This window comes from Achromobacter xylosoxidans, from assembly GCF_002192695.1.
Classification (GTDB): domain Bacteria; phylum Pseudomonadota; class Gammaproteobacteria; order Burkholderiales; family Burkholderiaceae_B; genus Achromobacter; species Achromobacter xylosoxidans_C.
In genome coordinates this window covers 99,305-122,508 of record NZ_MTLG01000067.1, presented here as the reverse complement: position 1 = coordinate 122,508, position 23,204 = coordinate 99,305, and the positions used below count along the sequence as shown (strand labels likewise).

21 protein-coding genes are annotated in these 23,204 nt (G+C 68.8%); 12 read left to right on the top strand and 9 right to left on the bottom strand.

The features are described from left to right. Positions 1 to 148 precede the first annotated feature (148 nt). Positions 149 to 1,354 carry a type II secretion system inner membrane protein GspF gene (gspF, locus tag BRO63_RS12075; protein ID WP_088140106.1) on the top strand — a complete coding sequence of 402 codons (1,206 nt, stop codon included), beginning with the start codon at positions 149 to 151 and terminating at the stop codon, positions 1,352 to 1,354. A gap of 114 nt (positions 1,355 to 1,468) precedes the next feature. Here gspF and BRO63_RS12070 read toward each other — a convergent pair whose 3' ends face one another. The 3 genes from BRO63_RS12070 to BRO63_RS12060 form a co-directional block, all read right to left on the bottom strand. After that, the gene (locus tag BRO63_RS12070; protein ID WP_013393295.1) at positions 1,469 to 1,807 is read right to left on the bottom strand and encodes a P-II family nitrogen regulator; all 339 of its coding nucleotides are present in this window, start codon (positions 1,805 to 1,807) and stop codon (positions 1,469 to 1,471) included. 129 nt (positions 1,808 to 1,936) lie between these two features. Then, on the bottom strand, positions 1,937 to 3,994 hold the full coding sequence (locus BRO63_RS12065; protein WP_088140025.1) for an NAD(+) synthase: 2,058 nt from the start codon (positions 3,992 to 3,994) through the stop codon (positions 1,937 to 1,939). A gap of 90 nt (positions 3,995 to 4,084) precedes the next feature. Then, a complete protein-coding gene (locus tag BRO63_RS12060; protein ID WP_088140024.1) occupies positions 4,085 to 5,434 on the bottom strand; it encodes a mechanosensitive ion channel family protein in 1,350 nt (449 codons plus the stop codon). Between the two features lie 137 nt (positions 5,435 to 5,571). On the opposite strand from BRO63_RS12060, the gene argH reads away from it, so the two are divergent. Beyond that, positions 5,572 to 6,990 (top strand): argininosuccinate lyase, encoded by a 1,419-nt coding sequence (argH, locus tag BRO63_RS12055; protein WP_088140023.1) that lies wholly within the window; start codon positions 5,572 to 5,574, stop codon positions 6,988 to 6,990. Positions 6,991 to 7,085: 95 nt separating this feature from the next. Here the strand turns inward: argH and BRO63_RS12050 are convergent, their stop codons facing one another. After that, positions 7,086 to 7,994 carry a LysR family transcriptional regulator gene (locus BRO63_RS12050; RefSeq protein WP_088140022.1) on the bottom strand — a complete coding sequence of 303 codons (909 nt, stop codon included), beginning with the start codon at positions 7,992 to 7,994 and terminating at the stop codon, positions 7,086 to 7,088. 108 nt (positions 7,995 to 8,102) lie between these two features. On the opposite strand from BRO63_RS12050, the gene BRO63_RS12045 reads away from it, so the two are divergent. Further along, positions 8,103 to 9,296, top strand: coding sequence for an MFS transporter (locus BRO63_RS12045; RefSeq protein WP_088140021.1), 1,194 nt, complete (start codon positions 8,103 to 8,105; stop codon positions 9,294 to 9,296). 98 nt (positions 9,297 to 9,394) lie between these two features. Here the strand turns inward: BRO63_RS12045 and BRO63_RS12040 are convergent, their stop codons facing one another. Beyond that, positions 9,395 to 10,204 (bottom strand): helix-turn-helix transcriptional regulator, encoded by an 810-nt coding sequence (locus BRO63_RS12040; protein WP_088140020.1) that lies wholly within the window; start codon positions 10,202 to 10,204, stop codon positions 9,395 to 9,397. A 148-nt stretch (positions 10,205 to 10,352) separates the two neighbouring features. Between BRO63_RS12040 and BRO63_RS12035 the strand changes: the two genes are divergently transcribed. The 8 genes from BRO63_RS12035 to BRO63_RS12000 are packed head-to-tail and all read left to right on the top strand — an operon-like array spanning position 10,353 to position 18,629. Further along, positions 10,353 to 12,068 carry an FAD-dependent oxidoreductase gene (locus tag BRO63_RS12035; protein WP_088140019.1) on the top strand — a complete coding sequence of 572 codons (1,716 nt, stop codon included), beginning with the start codon at positions 10,353 to 10,355 and terminating at the stop codon, positions 12,066 to 12,068. Beyond that, positions 12,043 to 12,249 carry a DUF2783 domain-containing protein gene (locus BRO63_RS12030; RefSeq protein ID WP_088140018.1) on the top strand — a complete coding sequence of 69 codons (207 nt, stop codon included), beginning with the start codon at positions 12,043 to 12,045 and terminating at the stop codon, positions 12,247 to 12,249. Before BRO63_RS12035 ends, BRO63_RS12030 begins: the two co-directional genes overlap by 26 nt. Positions 12,250 to 12,266: 17 nt before the next feature. Continuing rightward, on the top strand, positions 12,267 to 12,863 hold the full coding sequence (locus tag BRO63_RS12025) for a VOC family protein (protein WP_088140105.1): 597 nt from the start codon (positions 12,267 to 12,269) through the stop codon (positions 12,861 to 12,863). Between the two features lie 33 nt (positions 12,864 to 12,896). Further along, positions 12,897 to 13,856, top strand: a complete 960-nt coding sequence (locus tag BRO63_RS12020; protein ID WP_088140017.1) for an MBL fold metallo-hydrolase — start codon at positions 12,897 to 12,899, stop codon at positions 13,854 to 13,856. Positions 13,857 to 13,915: 59 nt separating this feature from the next. Then, positions 13,916 to 14,950 (top strand): fumarylacetoacetate hydrolase family protein, encoded by a 1,035-nt coding sequence (locus tag BRO63_RS12015; RefSeq protein WP_088140016.1) that lies wholly within the window; start codon positions 13,916 to 13,918, stop codon positions 14,948 to 14,950. 12 nt (positions 14,951 to 14,962) lie between these two features. Next, complete coding sequence (maiA, locus tag BRO63_RS12010) at positions 14,963 to 15,631, top strand: maleylacetoacetate isomerase (protein WP_088140015.1); 669 nt, start codon at positions 14,963 to 14,965, stop codon at positions 15,629 to 15,631. 53 nt (positions 15,632 to 15,684) lie between these two features. Further along, complete coding sequence (locus tag BRO63_RS12005; RefSeq protein ID WP_179215081.1) at positions 15,685 to 17,037, top strand: MFS transporter; 1,353 nt, start codon at positions 15,685 to 15,687, stop codon at positions 17,035 to 17,037. Between the two features lie 38 nt (positions 17,038 to 17,075). After that, on the top strand, positions 17,076 to 18,629 hold the full coding sequence (locus BRO63_RS12000) for a fumarate hydratase (RefSeq protein ID WP_088140014.1): 1,554 nt from the start codon (positions 17,076 to 17,078) through the stop codon (positions 18,627 to 18,629). A 64-nt stretch (positions 18,630 to 18,693) separates the two neighbouring features. Here BRO63_RS12000 and BRO63_RS11995 read toward each other — a convergent pair whose 3' ends face one another. From BRO63_RS11995 to BRO63_RS11980, 4 genes are all read right to left on the bottom strand, one after another. After that, a complete protein-coding gene (locus BRO63_RS11995; RefSeq protein ID WP_088140013.1) occupies positions 18,694 to 19,512 on the bottom strand; it encodes a tRNA U-34 5-methylaminomethyl-2-thiouridine biosynthesis protein in 819 nt (272 codons plus the stop codon). A gap of 16 nt (positions 19,513 to 19,528) precedes the next feature. Then, positions 19,529 to 20,455: a tRNA U-34 5-methylaminomethyl-2-thiouridine biosynthesis protein gene (locus BRO63_RS11990; RefSeq protein WP_088140012.1), complete on the bottom strand. Its 927-nt coding sequence runs from the start codon at positions 20,453 to 20,455 to the stop codon at positions 19,529 to 19,531. 189 nt (positions 20,456 to 20,644) lie between these two features. Beyond that, complete coding sequence (locus BRO63_RS11985; RefSeq protein ID WP_088140011.1) at positions 20,645 to 21,109, bottom strand: MaoC family dehydratase; 465 nt, start codon at positions 21,107 to 21,109, stop codon at positions 20,645 to 20,647. Between the two features lie 27 nt (positions 21,110 to 21,136). Further along, entirely contained in the window at positions 21,137 to 22,120 is a 984-nt protein-coding gene (locus BRO63_RS11980) for a tripartite tricarboxylate transporter substrate binding protein (RefSeq protein ID WP_088140010.1), read from the bottom strand. Between the two features lie 144 nt (positions 22,121 to 22,264). On the opposite strand from BRO63_RS11980, the gene BRO63_RS11975 reads away from it, so the two are divergent. After that, positions 22,265 to 23,167: a LysR family transcriptional regulator gene (locus BRO63_RS11975; protein WP_088140009.1), complete on the top strand. Its 903-nt coding sequence runs from the start codon at positions 22,265 to 22,267 to the stop codon at positions 23,165 to 23,167. Positions 23,168 to 23,204: the final 37 nt, after the last annotated feature.

Genomic DNA, 23,204 nt, shown 5'->3' with positions numbered 1-23,204 from the left:
CGTGTGAAAAAACGTGAAAGCGCGTCGGAGTATACGGGGTGACAGTGCAACACTACGGTCATAATCCGCAGGCATCGTAGCGGCCTTGAAACCCTTTAAATTCGGGGCTTTGCGCGTTTTTTGAATGCGCGTGGCCGATGCTTTCCAGATGCCTTCCTTCCGTTACGAAGCCACCGACGCGCTGGGCAAGATCGTGCGTGGCACGATCGACGCCGACAGCGAGCGCGGCGCCCGCAACCAGCTGCGCGGCCGCGGCCTGCTGCCGCTGTCCACGTCCCTGGCAGCGCGCACCGAAGGGCTCGGGGCCGCGCTGCGCACGCGCCTGTCGGATGCCGACCTGGCCTGGCTGACGCGCCAGCTCGCCAGCCTGCTGGCCGCGAGCCTGCCGCTGGACGCGGCCCTGAGCGCCACGCTGGAACAGGCCGAGAAAAAACACATCGCCGCCACCCTGGGCGGCGTGCGCGACGACGTGCGCGCGGGCCATAGGCTGTCCACGGCCCTGGCCGCGCGGCCGCGCGACTTCCCGGAGATCTACCGCGCGCTGATCGGCGCCGGCGAGGAATCGGGCGATCTCGCCCAAGTGATGGAGAAGCTGGCGGACTACATCGAAGAGCGCAACGCGCTACGCAGCAAGGTGCTGACCGCCTTCATCTATCCGGCGGTGGTGGCCTGCGTGTCGGTAATCATCGTGATCTTCCTGCTGGGCTATGTGGTGCCGCAGGTGGTGTCGGCGTTCAGCCAGGCCAAGCAGGAGCTGCCGCTGTTGACGCGCATCATGCTGGCGTTGTCGGACTATGTGCGCGAATGGGGCGTGGCGACCGGCGCGGCGCTGGCGGCCGCGGTCGCGCTGTGGCGCTACGCGTTGCGCGCGCCCGCTGCGCGGCGCGCCTGGCATGCGCGCGTGCTCAAGCTGCCCTTGGCGGGGCGTTTTGTGCTGGGCGTGAATGCCGCGCGCTTCGCCTCCACGCTGGCGATACTTTCGGGCAGCGGCGTCGCCTTGCTGACGGCGCTGGAGGCGGCGCGCCGCACCCTGGGCAACGACGTGCTGCGCCAGGCGGTGGACGAAGCCTCGGCGCGCGTGCGCGAAGGCGCCTCGCTATCGGCCTCGCTGGGCGCGCAGAAGGTGTTTCCGTCGCTGCTGGTGCATCTGATCGCCAGCGGCGAGAAGACCGGCCGCCTGCCCGAACTGCTGGACCGCGGCGCGCAGAACCTGTCGCGCGACCTGGAACGGCGCGCCATGGCCATGACCGCGCTGCTGGAGCCGGCGCTGATACTGCTGATGGGGGGATTCGTGCTGCTGATCGTGCTGGCGGTGATGAGCCCGATCCTGGAGATGAACCAGCTCATCCGCTAGGCCGGAAAATGCGTTGCGGGCTTGCTGCGGCAGGATCCCCGCCGCGCCAAGCCCGCAACATCCCGCCGCGGTCTTGCGGCTGCCGGATCCGGCCAGCCGCAAGTCACATGGAACTTATAGCGCCTCTTCGTCGCTCTCGCCGGTGCGGATGCGGATCGCCTGCTCGACCGGCGTCACGAAGATCTTGCCGTCGCCGATCTTGCCGGTGCGGGCGGCCTTGACGACGGCTTCGATGGCGGCTTCGACCTGGCTGTCGGGCAGCACCACTTCAACGCGGATCTTGGGCAGGAAGTCCACCACGTACTCGGCGCCGCGGTAGAGCTCGGTATGGCCTTTCTGGCGGCCGAAACCCTTCACTTCGGTGACGGTCAGGCCGCTGACGCCGACTTCGGCCAGCGCTTCGCGGACTTCGTCGAGCTTGAAGGGTTTGATGATGGCGGTGACTTGTTTCACGTTGGTCGTCCTGGGTTTTTGATCTGTTGCGGCGCCCTGACACGGCATGGCTGCAGGGCGCATCGAATAAGAGAATACCACCCGCCAGGGGGCCCGGGCGCCGGGCCTCCCTTGGGCGGGAAATCCCGGTCAGGCTTCGTCGGGAATGCGCTCGGCGTCGCGCATCCACACGGCCGACTCGGAATCGCTGGGCGCGCGCCAATCGCCGCGCGGCGACAGCGAACCGCCGGAACCGACCTTGGGCGCGTTGGGCACGCAGGTGCGCTTGAACTGGCTGAGGCGGAAGAAACGGTCCAGGAAGATCTTCAGGTTGCGCTTGATGGCCGCCAGGTCGTACTGGTTGCGGGCCACGTGGCCGCCCTCGGGCCAGGCGCCGGCCTCGCGGTCACGCCAGGCCGCCAGCGCCAGGAAGGCCACCTTGGTCGGCGCAAAGCCGTAGCGCAGCGTGTAGTACAGGTTGAAGTCCTGCAGCTCGTAGGGGCCGATGGAGTCTTCGCTTTTCTGCACCGGCTTGTCGTCCGCGCCACCCGGCACCAGTTCGGGGCTGACGTCGGTGCCCAGCACGTCCAGCAGCACCTGCGCGCCTTCGTCGCCCAGGCGGCCGGATTCGGCCACCCAGCGCACCAGGTGGGTGATGAGCGTCTTGGGCACGCTGGCATTGACGCTGTAGTGCGACATGTGGTCGCCCACGCCATAGGTGCACCAGCCCAGCGCCAGCTCGCTCAGGTCGCCGGTGCCGATGACGATGGCGTTGTTGAAGTTGGCGATGCGGAACAGGTGGTTGGTGCGTTCGCCGGCCTGCACGTTCTCGAAGGTGATGTCATAGACCGGCTTGCCGTCGGCATAGGGATGGCCCAGGTCCTTGAGCATCTGCAGGCAGCTGGGCCGGATGTCGATCTCGGAGGCCGTGCACCCCACCACCTCCATCAGCTTGCGCGCCTGCTGCAGCGTGCGCGAACTGGTGGCGAAGCCCGGCATGGTGACGGCCAGGATGTTGGAGCGCGGCAGGTCCAGCGCGTCCATGGCCTTGGCGCAGACCAGCAGCGCATGGGTGGAATCCAGCCCGCCGGAAATGCCGATGACGACCTTGGACATGCCGCTGGCCGACAGGCGTTGGACCAGCGCCTGCACCTGGATGCTGTAGACCTCCTTGCAGCGGGCATCGCGGCGCTGCGGGTCGGCCGGCACATAGGGAAAGCGCGCCACGCGCCGCTCCAGCGGCAGTTCGGCGTCTTCCAGCGGCGGATTCACCGGCACCGCCACGCTGCGGAACTTGCGGACTTCGTCCTGGTGGCGGCGCACGGACTGGCCGAAGGTGGTCTGGCGCATGCGCTCGCGCGACAGGCGCTCAAGGTCCACGTCGGAAAAAAGCAGGTGGGAATGGCCGAGGAAGCGTTCGGATTCGCCCAGCAGTTCACCGTTTTCGTAGATCAGCGCCTGCCCGTCCCAGGCCATGTCGGTGGAGGACTCGCCCCGGCCGGCGGAGGTGTACATATAGGCCGAGAGGCAGCGCGCCGACTGCTGCGCCACCAGCTGGTGGCGGTATTCGGACTTGCCGACCACGATATTGGAGGCCGACAGGTTCACCAGCACCGTGGCGCCCGCCAGCGCGGCGTAGGAAGACGGCGGGATCGGCACCCAGACGTCCTCGCAGATTTCGACGTGGAACTGGAACAGCGGCAGCTTTTCCATCTGGAAGATCAGCTCGGATCCGAACGGCACGGTCTGGCCCAGCAGGCGGATCTCGGAGGCGGTGGCGCAATCCCCGGCGCTGAACTGGCGCGCCTCGTAGAATTCGCCGTAATTGGGCAGGTAGCTCTTGGGCACCACGCCCAGCACGCGGCCGCCGGCGGCGACCACGGCGCAATTGAACAGCTGGTGGGACACGCGCAGCGGCGCGCCGACGATCACGGCGATGTCCATGTCGGCCGTCGCCGCCACCACCTGGGCCAGCGCCGCCTCGCACTCGTCCAGCAAGGCCTTCTGGTGGAACAGGTCGTCGCAGGTGTAGGCGGACAGGCCCAGCTCGGGAAACGCCGCCAGCACCGCGCCGCCCTGGGCGGCCTGCTGCGCCAGGGCTATGGTCTGGGCGGCGTTGAACGCGGGGTCCGCGACCTTGCATTCGGGCACGCCGACGGCCACCCGGGCAAAGCCGTGGGAATACAGGTTGAAGAACGGGTTCGACATCGGGTCTATCGCCTGGGATTTCAACGCCTGGATTATCTCACGGGGCCACCCGCCGGCCCCGCCCCGGCGCCCTGCCGCGCCCGCCGTCCGCTAGCGCGGCATCTTCGCGTCGGTCAGCCCGTGCTCAGACGGCGCGGCCAGGCCCGGCCGGGCACCCTCCGCGGCCAGCGCGGCCTGCAGCGCGCCTTCGCGCAGATGGATACCCATCGCGCCGATGTCGGCGCCGGACGGCTGCTGGTACAGGCGCAGGCCCAGTTCGGGCAGGATGGCCAGCAGATGGTCGAAGATGTCGCCCTGGATGCGCTCGTACTCGACCCAGGCGGTGACGGCGGTAAAGCAATAGACCTCGACCGGGATGCCTTCGGAGGTGGGCTCCATCATGCGCACCATCATCGCCATGTCCTGGCGGACCTCGGGATTCTGTTTCAGGTAGGCCAGCGCATAGGCCCGCAAGGTGCCGATATTGGTCAGGCGGCGGCGGTTGGCCGGCACGCTGGCCAGCTCGCCCATGGTCTGGTTGGCCTGGGCGATGTCGTGGGTCTTGGCCTGCAGGTAATCGTGCAGCAGACGAAAACGCATCAGCCGCTGCGCCTCGTCTTCGGTCAGGAAGCGCACGCTGGCCGAGTCGATGCGGATGGTGCGCTTGATGCGCCGTCCGCCCGACTCGAACATGTGGCGGTAGTTGCGGTAGCTTTCCGAGAACAGCTTGTAGGTGGGCACCGTGGTGACGGTGTTGTCCCAGTTCTGCACCTTGACCGTGTGCAGCGCGATGTCCTTGACGAAGCCGTCGGCGTTGGACTGCGGCATCTCGATCCAGTCGCCGATGCGCAGCATGTCGTTGCTGGTCAGCTGGGTGCTGGCCACCAGCGACAGCAGCGTGTCCTTGAACACCAGCAGCAGGACGGCGGACAGCGCCCCCAGGCCGGAGATCATCCAGAGCGGCGAACGGTCGATCAGGATAGAAAGCACCAAAACAGTGCATACCGCCATCAGGATCAGCTTGCCGATCTGGATATAGCCCTTGATCGAGCGGGTCTGCGCCCGGGTGGTGGCGGAATAGGTGTCCTGCCAGGCGCTCAGCACCCCGGAAAACGCCACGAACACGCAGATCCAGGCGCCGGCGTGCGCCAGCCGCCCGACGATGGTCACCGCCCGCTCGACGTGCGGCACCAGGTCTATGCCCAGCGACACCACCGCGAACGGCACGGCGTACCAGAGGTTCTGGTAGGCCCGGCGGCGTTGCAGGGCCTGGTCCCAGTCGCCGTGGCCGCTCAGCACCAGCACGCGGTGCGCCAGCAGCAGCACGACCCGGGCCACCACCCACTGCACGAACAGCGCGACCAGGATCAACGCGCCGATCCCGATCAAGGTCTGCGCCCAGGCTTCGCGCGGCAGATGGGTATCCAATTGGGTGACCAGCTCTTCCCATTCCAGGGGCATAGGCTCTCTTCCTGCTCTAAGGTCTTGAAACTAATCCAGGATTATCCGACAAAGGCCAGGCCGGAGGGTTCGTCCCCTCCGGAATCCGCGCCCGGCGCCGCCGGCCTTGCGCGCCAGGCCCTATAATTCCGCCCATCATGGCAAACACTCCCTCCCCCGATCAAAACCAGTTCGCCAACAAGGCGCAGGCCTGGTCCGCCCGGTTCTCGGAACCGGTTTCCGAACTCGTCAAGCGCTATACGGCGTCCGTGGATTTCGACAAGCGCCTGGCGCGCCACGACATCCAGGGCTCGCTCGCGCATGCGGACATGCTGGCCGCCCAGGGCATCATCGGCGCCCAGGACCTGGCCGACATCCAGCGCGGCATGACGCAGATCCTGTCCGAAATCGACGCCGGCAGCTTCCAATGGCTGCTCGACCTCGAAGACGTGCACCTGAACATCGAAAAGCGCCTGGTGGAACTGGTGGGCGACGCGGGCAAGCGCCTGCACACCGGCCGTTCGCGCAACGACCAGGTCGCCACCGACATCCGCCTGTGGCTGCGCGCCGAAATCGACAACCTGCTGGACCTGCTGCGCCAGCTGCGCCACGCCCTGGCCACGGTGGCCCTGGAAAACGCCGGCACCATCATGCCCGGCTTCACCCACCTGCAAGTCGCCCAGCCCGTCACCTTCGGCCATCACCTGCTGGCCTACGCCGAAATGTTCGGCCGCGACGCCGATCGCCTGGCCGACTGCCGCCGCCGCGTGAACCGCCTGCCGCTGGGCGCCGCCGCCCTGGCCGGCACGTCCTACCCGATCGACCGCGAGCGCGTCGCCAAGACCCTGGGCTTTGACGGCGTCTGCCGCAATTCGCTGGACGCCGTGTCCGACCGCGACTTCGCGATCGAATTCTGCGCCGCCGGCGCGCTGATCATGACGCACGTCTCGCGCCTGTCCGAAGAGCTGGTGCTCTGGATGAGCCCGCGCGTGGGCTTCATCGACCTGGCCGACCGCTTCTGCACCGGCAGCTCGATCATGCCGCAGAAAAAGAACCCCGACGTGCCCGAGCTGGCCCGCGGCAAGACCGGCCGCGTCAACGGCCACCTGGTCGCCCTGCTGACCCTGATGAAGGGCCAGCCCCTGGCCTACAACAAGGACAACCAGGAAGACAAGGAAGGCCTGTTCGACACCGTCGACACCGTGCGCGACACGCTGACGATCTTCGCGGACATGGCCGGCGGCATCAAGGTCAAGGCCGACAACATGCGTGCCGCCGCCCTGCAGGGCTTCGCCACCGCCACCGACCTGGCCGACTACCTGGTCAAGCGCGGCGTGCCCTTCCGCGACGCCCACGAAGTGGTGGCCCACGCCGTGCGCGACTGCGAACAGCGCGGCTGCGACCTGGCCGACCTATCGCTGGACGAGCTCAAGGCCTACCACGCCAGCATCGGCGACGACGTGCACCAGGTCCTGACCCTGGAAGGCTCCGTCGCGGCCCGCAAGCACGTGGGCGGCACCGCCCCCGAGCGCGTGGCCGAGGAAGCGAAGCGCGTGCTGCAGGAAACGGCGGAATAAGCCTGGTTTTCCGATGCAAGATGATCGGCCCCGTTAGCGGGGCCGATTTTCATTGGAGCGCCAGATACCTATGCGTGCGGTCTATCGGCCGCCCCCTACACGATGCTGAGCGACTCCCCCAGCATCTCCAGCACCGCGTCCACCTTGGGCAGCAACTGCTTGCCCAGCGGCCACGCCAGGTACAGCGGCAGGCCGTCAGTGGCCAATTGCGGCAGCACCTCGACCACCCGGCCGTCGCGCAAGGCGTCGGCCGCGAGCCAGGTTGCCAGTTGCGCGATGCCGAAGCCGGCCGCGACGGCGTCGACCTGGGCTTCGGCGCTGTCCAGCAACATCACGCCGTCGATCGGCCGCAAGCTGGCGGGCCCGGCGCCTTGCGCGATGCGCCACACCGGGGGCTCCCCGTCCGCGCGGCCGTAGGCCACCGCGTCATGCTGCGCCAGGTCGTCGGCGGTGAACGGCGTGCCGCGTTGCGCCAGGTATTGCGGCGAAGCGCAGAAAATCACGCGCTCCGAGCCCAGGTAGCGGTGGCCCAGGCCGGGCGCCCACTGCTGCGGCCCGCCGATGCGCACCGCCACGTCTATGCCTTCGGCAGCCAGATCGACGTGGCGATCGGTGAAGGACACTTGCGGGCGCAACAGCGGATGACGCCTGGCGAACTGCAACAGCAGCGGCAGCGCGACCCGGCGGCCGAAGGTGGCGGGCAGGTCCACGCGCAGACGGCCAGCCGGCTCCTGGCGCTGCGCCGCCAGCACCGCCTCGGCGTCCTGCAATTCGGCCAGCACGCGCACGCAGGTGCGGTAGTAGGCGCTGCCTGCGTCCGTCAGCGCCAGGCGCCGCGTGCTGCGTTCGAACAAGCGGGTGCGCAGGCGGGCTTCCAGCCGGGCGACGCTCTTGCCCACGGCCGAGGCGGTGAGGTTGAGCCGATCGGCGGCGGCGGTGAAGCTGCCTGCGTCGGCAGTGGCGACGAAGGCTTCGATGCCTTTCAGGCGTTCGGATGGGATCATGATCGCGGTTATTAATGAATTAAATTCCCTAATTGATGGAATAAATACCTGAGATAAGAAATTCTATCTCCAATATCGTTCAAGGCCGTATTGCTCTTGAACCCATCCATGCTCGAATCTTCCCTCGCCTCGCCATCCGTCCCCGCCCGCTCCGGCGCGCTTTCGATAGGCATTCTTGCCGTCGCGGCCTTTGTCATCGTTTCCACGGAATTCCTGATCGTGGGTCTGCTGCCCGAACTGGCCCGCGACCTGTCCATCTCCGTATCGGCCGCCGGCCAGTTGGTGACGCTGTTCGCGTTCACGGTGATGCTGTCCGGACCGCTGCTGACGGCGGCCGTGTCGCACCTGGAGCGCAAACGCCTGTTCGTGGCGATCCTGCTGGTCTTCGCCGCCTCCAATGCCCTGGCCGCGGCCGCGCCCAATATCTGGGTGCTGGCGCTGGCGCGTTTCATTCCGGCGCTGGCCTTGCCGGTGTTCTGGGGCACGGCCAGCGAAGCCGCGGCGCAACTGGCCGGCCCGCGCCGCGCCGGGCAGGCGGTGGCACGCGTCTACCTGGGCATCTCCGCCGCCCTGCTGTTCGGCATTCCGCTGGGCACGCTGGCGGCCACTTCCGTGGGCTGGCGCGGCAGCTTCTGGGCGCTTGCCGCGCTGTCCCTGGCGCTGGCCGCGCTGATGTGGACCTGCATGCCGGCCCTGCCGCGCCCGCCGCGCGCGGGCTTGCGCCAGCAGGCGCGGATTCTGCGGGATCCGCGCCTGCTGGCCCACATCGGGCTGTCCGTCGCGGTGTTCACAGCCATGTTCGCGGCCTACACCTATCTGGCCGACGTGCTGGAGCGCATCGCCGGCGTGCCGCCGGCGCAGGTGGGATGGTGGCTGATGGGCTTTGGCGCGGCGGGCCTGGCGGGCAACTGGCTGGGCGGATTGGCGGCCGACCGCCATCCGCTGGCCGCGACCCTGGCGTTCACCCTGCTGCTGGGCCTGGGCATGATGGCCGCCGTGCCGCTGGCGGCGACGCCAGCCGGGCTGCTGCCCGCGCTGGCCGCCTGGAGCGTCGCCAACACCGCGCTGTACCCGGTATGCCAGGTGCGCGTGATGCAGGTGGCGCCGCAAGCCCAGGCCATGGCCGGGACGTTGAACGTGTCGGCGGCCAATGCCGGCATCGGCGCGGGCGCCATGCTGGGCGGATGGGCGATCGCGCAATGGGGGCTGGGCAGCGTGGGCTATGTCGCCGGGGCCGTGGCGCTGCTGGCAGCGCTGGCGGTGCCAGCCGTTGCCCGCCTGCGGCCATCCGTCACGGCCTGATCCCGAATCTCACGAACGATACCCGGCGCCCGGGAACTGGCGACTCAGCAGCAGCAGCAGCAGCAGCAGCAGCAGCCCCCGGGGCGCAGGCGCGGTTCTCAGCGCCTGCCCGCCTCCTGAATACAGGCCGGCATGGCGCTCGCGGCCGGCGCCTTGATCAGGAACTCCTTCAGGCTGGCCACGTTGTTCTTCTTGAAAATGCGGTTCTTGTAGGTGACCACGGTGGTGGGCGACAGGCCCAGCTCGCGTCCCACCTCCTTGGCGGTATGGCCCTGGCGCAGCAGGTCCGCCACCTGGATCTCGCGCAAGGACAAGCCGCTGCACCAGGACGGCACGCGCGGCGCGTCCGCTTGCACGCGACACAACTGGTGATGGCGCCGCGCCAACGCGATCAGCAATGGCGCGCGCCCGCGCATCAGCTCGGCCACGTTCGGCGAATGAGCGTGCGAGAAATACAGGTTCAGGTAGCTGGTGCCCTCGTCGCGGCAGCCGATGAGCGAAATCTTGCTGGCGAAGCCCGGACGTTCGAACAGCACGCGGCGGTACTCGTCATCCGCGATGTGTTCAGGGGACGCGGTCTGCACGACCAGGTCGGGATGATGGCCGGGCCGGCAGGCCATGTCGCGCAGCAGGCCGTAATTGGGATCGCGCCGGTAGAACTCGTTATCCACGAATACGTTGGTGGTCCATTCGATCAGGGACTGGTTCAGCAGGCTGGCCGCGGACGAATACTGCACCGAGCCTTCCTGGCCGTAGAACACGTGCGACACGTGGTCGGCGGCCACGGTTTCGCGCAGCGCCAGCAACAGCGCGGCATGGAACATCGGACCGCCCAGGTCCATGACGGCGGACTCGGCCCAACGGTCCGGCCCCCCGCCCGCGGGCATAGGGTTGTTTGTCTCTTCCATGGTGTCGTTTTCCCCGCTTGCGCGTGTTTTCCCGATTCTAAGGTCATCCTCCGCCGCCGCGGTGTCCTCTTCCGTGAGGACATGACGGGCCGGCTTGGCGCTCCTAGAGTGGTGCCTGCATCGAAACCACATCGAACTAGGGAAAACGATGAAAGAGCTTCCCATCTATCCATACGTCAGGCCCGAGGAAATGGACCGCCCCCGCCGCGATCCGCATCCGGTGGCCGTCGTGGGGGCCGGATTGACCGGGCTGACGCTGGCCCTGGATCTGGTGCGCCGCGGCATCCCCGTGGTCGTGCTGGACGACGACAACACCGTCGGCGTGCGCGGCCTGGCCTCGCGCGGCATGGTCTGGGCGCAGCGCACGCTGGACATCTTCGACCGGCTCGGCATGGCCGGCGACGTGGTCGGCAAGGGCGTGCGCTGGAACGTGGGCCGGGTGCTGTGCCGCGACATGGCGGTGGCGTCCTTCACGTTGCAGGACCAGCCCGACATGCGGCACAACGGCTTCGTCAACCTGCAGCAGTACTACCTGGAAGCCTTCCTGGTGGATGCGCTGATGCGCGAGCCGCTGGCCGAGCTGCGCTGGCTGAACCGCGTCGCCGGCATCGCGCCGCGCGCGGACGGCCCGACGACGCTACGCGTGGAAACGCCCGACGGCGGCTATTCCTGCCGCGCGCAATGGGTGGTCGCCTGCGACGGCGCCAAGAGCGCGGTGCGCGGCATGCTGGGCCTGAGCCCGCGGGTCTACGACCAGACCGAGGACCGCTGGATCATCATCGACATCGTGCTGCGCGACACCGCCTGGCCGGAAGAACGCTGGACCTGGCTGGACGCGCGCAGCAACCACGGCCGCGCGGTCTGGCGCCACAAGATGGCCGACGACACCTGGCGCCTGGATTTCCAATTGCGGCCCGACGAGGACTGCGCCGAGGCGGCGACCGACGCCGCCATGCGCCAGCGCGTCTGGGACCTGCTGGGCGAACGCGTGGCGTTCGACATCGCCTGGCACGGCGTCTGGGCCTACCGCCATGAGTGCCTGGACAGCCTGCGCCACGGCCACGTGCTGTTCGCGGGCGACTCGGCCCACCTGGTCGCGCCCTTCGGCGCGCGCGGCGGCAACGGCGGCATCCAGGACGCCGACAACCTGGGCTGGAAGCTGGCCCTGCTGCTGCAAGGCCGCGCGGGAGATTCCCTGCTGGACAGCTACAGCGTGGAGCGCAAGCACGCGGCGATGGAGAACATCCGCCAGGCGCGCCGCTCCTCGCGCTTCGTCTACCCGGGCGCGGCCCGCTCGGCCGCGCTGTGGCGCGACGCCATCATCGACCTGGCGCCGCGCCACGCCACCGCCGCCCGCATGATCAATACCGGCCGCCTGTGCATGCCGGCCGTCTATCCCGCGTCGGCGCTGGCGCGGGGCGCGCACGCCCTGGCCGGGCGCGCGCTGCCGAACGTGGTGCTGCGGCAAAGCGACGGCCTGACCTTGCACGGGCTGCTCGGCCCCTGGTTCACCGTGCTGGTGTTCGGCAATGCCCTGCCCGCCGCCGCCGCAAAGGACGACGACGGCCTGCTGCGCTGGGTCGCCGTCGGCCCGCTGTGCGACGAACGCGGACGCGCCGCCCTGGCGCACCAGCTCGGCCAGACGCTGGATGGCCAGGCCTGGCTGCTGCGCCCCGACCAGCACGTCATGGCGGCCGCCCAGCCCGAGACCGGCGATCCCGAGTCCGTGCGGGCCTGGATCACCGAAGCGCTGGACCCGGCCTGCGCCTGTCCCGCACCCCTGCCCGCATCCCAACCCGAAACCCGCGGCATCTACCGCTCAACCGGAGGCGCCAGCCATGCCGCTATCCCAGCAACAACTTGACGACCTGCTGGAGCGCCTCATCGCGCTCACCAACGTGCCCGACCCCGCAGCCCAGCGCGACAGCCTGGCCCGGCTGTCGCTGCTGCTCATCGAAGCCGTGGACGACGCGGCCCGGGTGCAGGCGGCCGTGGACGAAATGCTGGCGGCCCAGCCCGGCTCGCCCGCCCTGAACATTCCATGAACCACGGAGACGGCGCCATGACGCTCACCCCATCCCATGCCTCCCCGGCGGACGCCCGCCCCGCCATCCAGGGCCTGCACCACTTTGCCTGGCGCTGCCGCGACGCGGAGGAAACCCGGCATTTCTACGAAGACATCCTGGGCCTGCCGCTGGTGCATGTGGTCAAGGAAGAACGCGTGCCCTCCACCGGCGAGCACTGCCCCTTCGTGCATCTGTTCTTCGAATTCGCCGACGGTTCGCACATCGCCTTCTTCGACCTGGGCGACAACGGCCAGAGCCAGCCCGACCCGGCCACGCCGCGCTGGGTCAACCACTTCGCCATGGAAATCCGCGGCGAGGCCGAACTGGAGCGGATGCGCCAGCGGCTGCTTTCCCACGGCGTCGAGGTGGTGGGGCCGACCGACCACCACTTCATCCGCTCGATCTATTTCTTCGATCCCAACGGCGTCCGGCTCGAACTGACCTTGCGCCTGCCGGTGGACGACTACGTTGCGCGCAAGCGCCGCAGCGCCCATGACGAACTGGCCGCCTGGACCCGCGACAAGGCCGCCGGCCTGATGCCCGGCGCCAGCGGCACCAGCAGCCAGCAGCGCCGCGCGGCGCACGCCAGCTGAGCCGCCCCACTTTCCCTCCATTAAAGGAACACCATGAGCAAACCCTTCGCCTCCCAGGCCGACCTGGCGGAAAAGAAGATCTCCTTCGAACGCCTGTCCGACAATGCCTACGCCTACGTGGCCGACGGCGACCCCAACTCGGGCGTGATCATCGGCGACGACAGCGTGATGGTGGTCGACGCGACCGCGACGCCGGCCATGGCCCAGGCGCTGATCCGCGCCATCCGCGGCGTCACCGACAAGCCCATCCGCCACGTGGCGCTGACCCACTACCACGCGGTGCGCGTGCTGGGCGCGTCCGCCTTCGCCGCCGAGGGCGCGGCCAACGTGTACGCCAGCCGCGGCACGCACGAGCTCATCGTCGAGCGCGGCCAGGCCGACATGGATTCGGAGATCGGCCGCTTCCCGCGGCTGTTCCAGTCCGCCGAGTCCATCCCGGGGCTGACCTGGCCCACCGTGGTGTTCGAGCACGAACTGACCGTGTTCCTGGGCAGCCTCGAAGTGCGCATGCTGCACCTGGGCGCCGGCCACACCCGGGGCGACTCCATCGTCTGGATTCCGTCGCAGGGCATCTGTTTCTCCGGCGACCTGGTCGAGTTCAACGCGGGCGTCTACACGGGCGACGCCTACCTGTCCGACTGGCCCGCCACGCTGGACGCGCTGCAGCAGTTGGAACCGCGCCAGATGGTGCCAGGGCGCGGCCCCGCGTTGACCACGCCCGCCGCCTGCCGCGAAGCCATCGGCTACACGCGCAGCTGGGTCGAAACGCTGTACGGCTGCGCCCGCCAGGGCGTGGAGCAAGGCAAGAGCCTGAAGCAGGTCTACGAAGACACGCGCCGCGTGATGGACCCCGAGTTCGGCCACGTCGTCATCTACGAACACGCCATTCCCTTCGACGTCTCGCGCGCCTATGACGAGGCCAGCGGCATCACCGATCCGCGCGTCTGGACCGCCCAGCGCGACCGCGACATGTGGGCCGAACTCACCGCCTGATCGCGGCACGCCATGAGGCCCCGCCGCGGGTCTCTCTTTCCGATACGGAGCACCTGAACATGAAACTCGCCACCCTTGCCAACGGCGCCCGCGACGGCGCCCTGGCCGTCGTCAACCGCGACCTGACCCGCACGCGCGCCGTGCCCCACATCGCCGCCACCTTGCAGCAGGCGCTGGACGACTGGGCCCGCGCCGCGCCGCTGCTACAGGCCGAATACGAGGCGCTGAACGCCGGCGACGGCGCCAGCCACCCCTTCGACCCCGCCCGCTGCGCCGCGCCCCTGCCGCGCGCCTACCAATGGCTGGACGCCTCGGCCTATCTCAACCACGTGGAGCTGACGCGCCGCGCCCGCGGCGGCGAGATGCCGCCTTCGTTCCTGACCGATCCGCTGATGTACCAGGGCGCCTCGGACGACTTCATGGGCCCCTGCGAAGACATCACCGCCGCCAGCGAGGAACTGGGCGTGGACCTGGAGGCGGAGATCGTGGTGGTGACCGACGACGTGCCGCTGGGGGTGGACGCGGACGCGGCGCTCGAACACGTCGTGCTGCTGGGCCTGGTCAACGACGTGACCCTGCGCAACGTGGTGCTGCCCGAACTGTCCAAGGGCTTCGGTTTCCTGCAGGGCAAGCCCGCCTCGGCGCTGTCGCCGGTACTGGTCACGCCCGATGAGCTGGCGCCCTACTGGCGCGGCGGCAAGCTGCATCGCGCCATGCAGGTGTGGCTCAACGGCCGGCAGATCGGCCAGCCCCAGGCGGGCGAGGAAATGCAGTTCCATTTCGGCGAACTGATCGCGCACGCGGCCCGCACCCGCCGCCTGGGCGCCGGCACCCTGGTGGGCAGCGGCACCATTTCGAACGCCAGCGACGCCGCCGGCGTGTGCTGCCTGGTCGAGGCGCGCGTGCGGGAAAAGCTGCGCGACGGCGCAATGCGCACGCCCTTCCTCAAGCACGGCGACCGCGTGCGCATCGGCATGCGCGACGACGCGGGCGCGAGCCTGTTCGGCGACATCGACCAGCAGGTGCGCATTCCCGGCACGCGCCCCATGCCCGGCGCCGTATCGGCCGGCGTTTCCGAGCCCGCCGCCGCCTGACCGGAGACCGCCATGGCCGACACGCCCGCCCTCACCCTGCACAGCTACTGGCGCAGTTCCGCGGCCTACCGGGTCCGCATCGCCCTGGCCTTGAAGGGACTGCCTTACCGCCAGGTCACCTGGCACATGGTCAAGGGCGAACACCAGCAACCCGCCTACCGCGCGCTGGCGCCCTTCGGCCTGGTGCCCATGCTGGAAATCGACGGCCTGCGCCTGCAGCAGTCGCTGGCCATCATCGAGTACCTGGACGAGCGCCATCCCGGCACGCCGCTGCTGCCAGCCGATCCGGCGCTGCGTGCGCAGGCCCGCGCATTGGCGCAGCTGATCGCCTGTGAAATGCATCCGCTCAACAACCTGCGTGCGCTCAAGCGCCTGCGCGCCCAGTTCGGCGCGGATGACGAACAGATCCAGGACTGGTACCGCCACTGGTGCGCGGAAGGCTTCCAGGCCTTCGAGGCGGCGTTGCCCGCGGCGCAGGACGGCGGCTACGCGCTGGGCGCCGCGCCCACGCTGGTCGAGTGCTATCTGATCCCGCAGGTCTACAACGCCTTGCGCTACGGCGCGGACCTGGCGCCCTTCGAGCGGGTCCGCGGCATCGTCCAGGCCTGCGCCGGCCAGCCGGCCTTCGAAGCGGCCCGTCCCGAAAACCAGCCCGACGCGCCGCAGAGCGCGGCGGCCTAGGCGACACCCCCCAATAAGAAGCTGAACCGCCGCATTCCCCCACGGAGACAACCATGCAGACAGAAATCCCCGCCGACGGCGCCGCCGTCGCATCCGCCCGCCGGGCCGCGTCCGGCCCGCTGGTCAGCGCCGACGACCGCAAGGTGCTGGCCGCCACGCTGGTAGGCTCGGCCATCGAGTGGTACGACTACTTCATCTACGTCCAGGCGGCCGGCCTGGTGCTGGGCTCGCTGTTCTTCGCGCCTTTCGCCAAGGAGAACCCGGAACTGTCGCTGATCCTGTCGTTTGCGACCGTGGGCGTGGCCTTCCTGTTCCGGCCGCTGGGCGCCATCGTCTGCGGCCACCTGGGCGACCGCTACGGCCGCAAGCGGGTGCTGGCGGCCACCCTGATCCTGATGGGCGTATCCACGGCGCTGATCGGCGTGCTGCCCACCTATGCGCAGATCGGCGTCTGGGCGCCGGTGATGCTGGTGACGCTGCGCGTGCTGCAAGGCTTTTCCGCCGGCGGCGAATGGGGCGGCGCGGCGCTCATGGCGGTCGAGCATGCGCCCCGCGAGCGGCGCTCGCTGTTCGGCGCCTTCCCGCAGATCGGCGTGCCGCTGGGCATGATCGTCGCCACCGGCGTGCTGTGGTGCATTACCTCCCTGGTCGGCCCCGACCACTTCATGGCCTGGGGCTGGCGCGTGTCCTTCCTGCTATCCATCGCGCTCATCGTGGTCGGCGTCTTCATCCGCCGCGCGGTCGAGGAATCGCCCGTGTTCCTGGAGATGCAGTCGCGCCGCAGCCATTCCTCGGCGCCGCTGGGCACGCTGCTGCGCAAGCATCCGCGCCAGATCCTGCTGACCACGCTGATATTCGTGGGCAACAGCACGGCGGGCTACCTGCTGGTCGGCTTCTTCATCAGCTACGGCAGCCGGGCGCTGCGCATGCCGCCGCAGCAGGTGCTGATGATCTGCACGCTGGCCGCGGCCTGCTGGCTGGGCACCACGCTGCTGGGCGGCTGGCTGGGCGACCGCATCGGCCGCGTGCGCACCTTCCAGCTCGGCTACGTGCTGCTGGCGCTGTGGGCCATACCGATGTGGTCCTTCGTCGACTCCGGCGACGTCATGCAGTTCGCCTTCGCCCTGGCCGTGCTGTCGGTGCCGCTGGGCCTGACCTACGGCCCGCAGGCCGCACTGTACGCCGAGATGTTCCCGGCCGACGTGCGCTACTCGGGCGTGTCGGCGGGCTACGCGCTGGGCTCCATCCTGGGCGGCGCCTTCGCCGCGATGATCGCGCAGTCCATCATCACGGCCACGGGCCAGTCCTGGCATGTGGGCGTCTACGTGATCGCCATGGCGGTGGTGTCCTTCGTCGCCGTCAGCCTGGTCAAGGACCGGCCCGGCGTCACGCTGCACGCCGATTGAACTTGAACCTCTGCCCAAGCCACCTACCCACGCACGCCATGAGCACCTTCATCCGCCAGGACCACCTGATCGAGTCCATCGCCAGCGCGCTGCAGTACATCAGCCACTACCATCCGGCCGACTACATCGCGCACCTGGCCCGCGCCTACGAACGCGAGGCTAGCGCGCCCGCGCGCGACGCCATGGCGCAGATCCTGGCCAGCTCGCGCATGGCGGCCATCGGCCGGCGGCCGATCTGCCAGGACACCGGCATCGTCAACGTGTTCCTGGAAGTCGGCATGGACGTGCGCTGGGAAGGCTTTACCGGCGGCCTGGAAGATGCCGTCAACGCCGGCGTGCGGCGCGCCTACCTGGACCCGGACAATCCGCTGCGGGCCTCGGTGGTGGCGGACCCGCTGTTCGGCCGCGGCAACACCCGCGACAACACGCCCGCCGTCATCAGCATGCGGATCGTGCCGGGCGCCAGCGTCGCGGTCACGGTGGCGGCCAAGGGCGGCGGCTCGGAAAACAAGGCGCGATTGGCCATGCTGAACCCGGCCGACAGCGTCGTCGACTGGGTGCTGGCGCAGATACCCGCCATGGGCGCCGGCTGGTGTCCGCCCGGCATGCTGGGCATAGGCGTGGGCGGCACCGCCGAGAAAGCGGTGCTGCTGGCCAAGGAAAGCCTGATGCAGCCCCTGGACATGCATGAACTGCAGGCGCGGGCGCAGCGCGGCGGAACACTGGAGCCCGAAGACGCGCTGCGGCTCGAACTGTACGACCGCGTCAACGCGCTGGGCGTGGGCGCGCAGGGCCTGGGCGGCCTTACCACCGTGCTGGACGTGAAGATCAAGACCTACCCCACGCACGCGGCCGCCAAGCCCATCGCGCTGATTCCCAATTGCGCGGCCACGCGCCATGCAAGCTTCGTGCTGGACGGATCCGGCCCCGTGCACCTGGCCCCGCCCTCGCTGGACCTCTGGCCCGACCTGGGGCCGGAACGCGGCTCCGCCACAGGCCGGCGCGTGAACCTGGACACCCTTACCCGCGAGGAAGTCGCGTCCTGGCGCGCCGGCGAAACCCTGCTGCTCAATGGCCGCATGCTGACCGGACGCGACGCCGCGCACCAGCGCATCCGCGAAATGCTGGCCCGCGGCGAGCCCCTGCCCGCCGACTTCCGCGGCCGCGCGATCTACTACGTGGGCCCGGTGGACGCCGTGCGCGACGAGGCCGTCGGCCCGGCCGGCCCCACCACCTCGACCCGCATGGACGGCTACACCGACATGATGCTGGAACGCACCGGCCTGCTGGCGATGATAGGCAAGGCCGAACGCGGCCCGCAGGCGGTCGACGCGATCCAGCGCCACCGGGCGGCCTACCTGATCGCGGTGGGCGGCGCGGCCTATTTGGTGTCCCGCGCCATCCGCGGCGCCCGTGTCATCGCCTTCGCGGACCTGGGCATGGAAGCGATCCACGAATTCGAAGTCACGGACATGCCCGTGACCGTGGCGGTGGATGCGCAGGGCGGCAACCTGCATGTGTCGGGGCCGGCGCAATGGCGCCGCGCCGTGGGAAGCAGGGAGATACCGGTGGCGCTGGCCGGGGCGGCTTGACTACGGAAATCAGCGCCGCCCTCGAAGGCGCTGCGCGGCATGCGTCACGGCTCGGCGCGTCTCTTCAATCCAGCTTGAATTCCACCACCGCCCCGCCGCTGCCATACAGCGGCGCATACTCCAGCACCTTGGCGCCGCGGAACCGTTCGCCCAGCGCGCCCAGCAGCCAGGACATGTGCTTGAAGCCCATTTCCGCCTTGGCCTGCCCGGCGTACTCAGGCATCGCCGCGCGCAACTGCGCGGCGTCGCCGCTTTCCAGCAGCGCCAGCATGCGGCGGTTCCAGTCGTCGTCGGCCTGGGAGATCAGGCGGTCCGATTCGGGCGCCACGGGCTCGCGAAACATGGTGTTGGACAACCCGCCTATGCCGATGACCGCCGCCCGCTTGCCCTGGGCCGCGGCCGCCTGCAAGGCGATGCGGCTGAGCTGCTCCGTCTGCGCGTTGTCGTGGTACAGGTTGTTGGCCGCCAGCGTCACGGGCAGCTGGTCCGTGCCGAAGCCCATCAGCGTGCTGACCGTAATGGTGCCGGTATCGATGGGGAACTGGTCGTAGTCCACGCCGCGCGCATGGATGCCGGCGTCGCGGCAACCCTGCACGCAGGCTTGCGCGAGGCCCGCATCGCTGGCGATGTCGAAGGGCAGCTCGCCGTACTCGTGCCAGTTCTCGTCCACGTGCACGCCGGTGCTGCGCGCGCGCGTGATCCACAGCTGGTCCAGCACCGCCATCCACTGCGTCGAATACACCAGCACCACATCGGGCCGGGAAGCCGCCAGCGTCTTGCCGGCCGCGCGCAGCGCCTGGTTCAACCGTCCCCAAGGCGCCACGTCGCTGCGCAGCTGCGGCAGCGGGCTGCCGGGAACGAGAAAAGCGGAAACGAGGGTCATGGCAGGTCTCCAGAGGCTAGGCCGCCGCGCCGGCGGGGGCTGCGAGGCGGGACAGCCCCGCCTCCTGCAGATTCCATTCCATCACCGCATTGCCGGTGCCGATCACGGTGCCATAGCCGTGGAACTTGCCGGCCAATTGCGGATAGCCCATGGCCGCGTGCATCCAGGTGAAGGCGCCCGATTTCACTTCGGCGAAGGCTTCGTCGATGAACTGGGGCAGCAGCTCGAACACCTCGCCCATCCTGCCCTTGCGCATCAGCTCAATCATGCGGATGTCCCACAGATAGCCGTCGTAGCGCGCCGGGTGCTCCTTGGACATGTCCTCCGGCACCTCGGGCTGCTCGTGGAAATGCCAGTGCGACAGCGTATTGCTGGCCAGCAGGACCGCCCGCCGCCCGCTCTTGCGTATGGCTTCGCGCGTGGCCCGGCCCAGCAGGTCCATTTCCTTCTGCCCTTCCTGGGTGTTGAGGTAGTACGGCGTGTTGTTCGCCGACAGCCCCACCACCGGGATGTCCCATTGCGGCCGCACCATGTGCAGCGTGGTGATGGTGCCGTAGTCCACCCTGAACTTGGGGTTGCGCATCATCTTGGTGACCAGGCCCAGCCTGCGGCCTTCCTCGCAGCAGGCCTCGGCCAGTTCCACGTCCACGTCCATGCCGAAGTCGTAGCGGAACAGGTCGGGAAAGATCGGATCGACCGAGCGGCCCGCCAGGCGCGGCACGCCCAGGAAATGGTGGCCGACCTGGGTGATCCAGTGCGGCGAATGCACCAGCAGCACGTCGGGCTGCAGGCGTTCGATGCTCTCGCGCACGTGGTCGTAGGCCCATCGCAGGCTTTCCCAGCCGCCGCGCGAACGCGGCTCGTTCTGCGGCGGGTTCTCGCCGTACACCAGGTGCGGCGGATGGGGAGCCAGGAATCCGGAAAGAATTTCACCGTCCTTCATTGCTTACTCCTTTGCGAGAGCATTAGGAACCGGGTTCGACCGATGCTGCTTGGGCGCGCCATTTTGTACGTATACGTACTGGATTCAAGTATCGATTCGCCGCAGTCCGCTGTCAACGGGCGGCACGCCTTTGGAAGATAGGGAGTTTCCCGAGCAGGCGTTGCGATCCGCCCTCCCGGGAGTTGCCGGCTATTGCGCCTGGCCCTTGCGCAACAAGTACTTCTGCACGCCGTCCATCACCACCTCGTCGCGCTGGTTGCGCACCAGGCTGTGCATGACCAGCACGCCCGTGGTACGCCCGGGCAGCAGTTCCGCCACCGTCAGCGACGAATAAAGCGTGTCACCCACGAACACGGGCTTCAGGAAACGGCTGCTCTGTTCCAGGAATCCCTTGAGCGAATCCTCCACCATGTGGGGGAACAGTCCGGCGCCCGCGGCCGTCTGGATGGCGACCTGGAAGCCGTGAGCCAGCATGTGGGGCATGCCGTGGGCGCGGCAGTATTCGACGTCGTAATGCACGGGATGATTGTCGCCACTGGCGAGCTGAAACGCGGCGAACAGGGCATCGGTCATGGTGCGGGACGGCAGCACGAAGACCTCGCCGACTTCGAAGTCCTCGAAGTAGCGCTGAACGCAGAGCTGGTGCTTGATCATGCAGGGTTCCTTTTGTCTCGACGGGATTCAGTTCGCGGTCATGTGCGCGGCGCGGGCGACCTCGCCCCACTTCTTCAGTTCGCCCTGCAGGAAAGCGCTCAGCGCGGCGGGCGTCGTGTCCGGTTGCAGCACCAGCCCCATGTCGTAGGCGCGGCGCCGCAGCTCGGGATCGGCCAGCGCGGCCCGCAACGTGGCGTTGAGCTTGTCGACGACCGGCGCCGGGGTGCCCGCCGGGGCCAGGACGGCGTTCCAGGTATAGGCCTCGTAGCCCGGCACCGCTTGCGCGATGGGCGGGGTGCCGGGCGTCTGCGGCAGGGGCTGCGCCATCGACGTCGCCAGCAGCCTGACCGTGCCGGCCTGGACCTGCGCCAAACCCGTGGGCGCGCTATCGATCATGAAGTCCAGGTGTCCGCCGATAACGTCCGCCATCGCCGGCGCGCTGCCGCGGTACGGCACGTGCATGGCGCGCACCCCGGCCAGATGGTTCAGCAGTTCGCCGGCCAGGTGCGGCGCGCTGCCGATGCCGGCCGAGCCGTAGTTGACCTTGCCTGGCCTGGCCTTGAGATAGGCCATGAATTCCGGCAGGGTCGCTGCGGGCACGTTCTTGTTGACCACCAGCACCAGCGGCGCCTTGGCCGCCAGGCCTACCGGGGCGAAGTCCTCCACCGTGCGGTACGGCAGGTTGGAATGGATGCTGGGATTGACCGCGTGCGCCACCGTGGTCAGCAGCAAGGTATAGCCGTCGGCCGTGGCGCGCGCCACGGTTTCCGTGCCGACCAGGGTGCCGGCGCCGGTCCGGTTCTCGACCACCAGCGCCGCGCCCAGCTTGCGGCTCCAGGTCTCCGCCAAGGCCCGCGCGAAGGTGTCGGTGGGCCCGCCCGCCGCATACGGCACCACCAGGCGTACCGGCTTGGCCGGATAGTCCTGCGCCGCTACTGCGCCCCCCGCCAGCGCGCCCGCGGCGATCACGGCGGCGCCCGCCAGGGCGCGCCAGGGAAATCCATGTCTCATGCTTGTCTCCGTTGGTCTTTTGTGTGCGGCACAATATAGAGACGAGGCCGGAGGCAGGAATAGTCGAAAGTTTCTTATCCGGCTTAGAGCCCTTCTAACAGCGGCCCGCCACGGCGCTGCGCCGCCCGAATCCAGGTGCCCTCCTTGCGCTACGAACTGACCGACCTGCGCGTCTTTGTCGCCATTGCCGAAGCCAAGAGCCTCACAGCTGGAGCGTCCGACCTGCACCTGACCGCGCCGTCGGCCAGCTACCGCCTGAAGAACCTGGAACAGGCCATGGGCGTGCCGCTGTTCGTGCGCACCCAGAAAGGCATGTCGCTCACCGCCGCCGGCATGACCGTGCTGCGCTATGCGCAGACCATACTGGGCAACGTCGAGCGCCTGCAGGCGGAAATGCGCCGCCACACCGACGGCGTCGAAGGCCATATCCGCGTCTACGCCAACAGCAGCACGCTGAGCAGCCTGCCCAGCGCACTGAGCCGGTTCCTGGCCGCCTACCCGAACGTCAACGTGGATCTCGAGGAGCATCTCAGCGAAGAAACCGTCAAGGCGGTGCTGGACGGCCGCGCCGACATCGGGCTGGTCGCGGGCGCCATTGAAATGCGAGGGTTGGAATTCATCAGCTACGGCCAGGACGAACTGATCTTCATCATCCCCCCGCGCCACCCGCTCAGCCTGCACCCGCGCGTTTCGCTCGAAACCGCGCTGTCGCACGATCTGGTCGCCATCGGCCGCAAGAGCAGCAACTTCCTGTACCTGCAGCAAATGGCCGAGCAGATGGGCCTCAAGCCGCGCGTACGCGTGCACGCGCCCAACTTCGACGCCGTGCTGCGTTGCGTCCAGGAAGGCGCCGGCATTTCGCTGGTGCCGCGTTCGGTGGCGGCCCCCGCGCTGGCGCAGGGCAAGGTCGAATGCGTGCAGATCGAGGAGTCCTGGGCCGTGCGCGAGCAGCGCGCGGTGATGCGCAAGCAGGACGCCCTGCCCGGGTATGCGCGCGCCTTCGTCAGCTTCGTCACCGAGCCGCGGCCGGCCCTGGGCGACGATTAGAAAACCTCGAATCCCGCTTAAAGAATATCGACTGGCC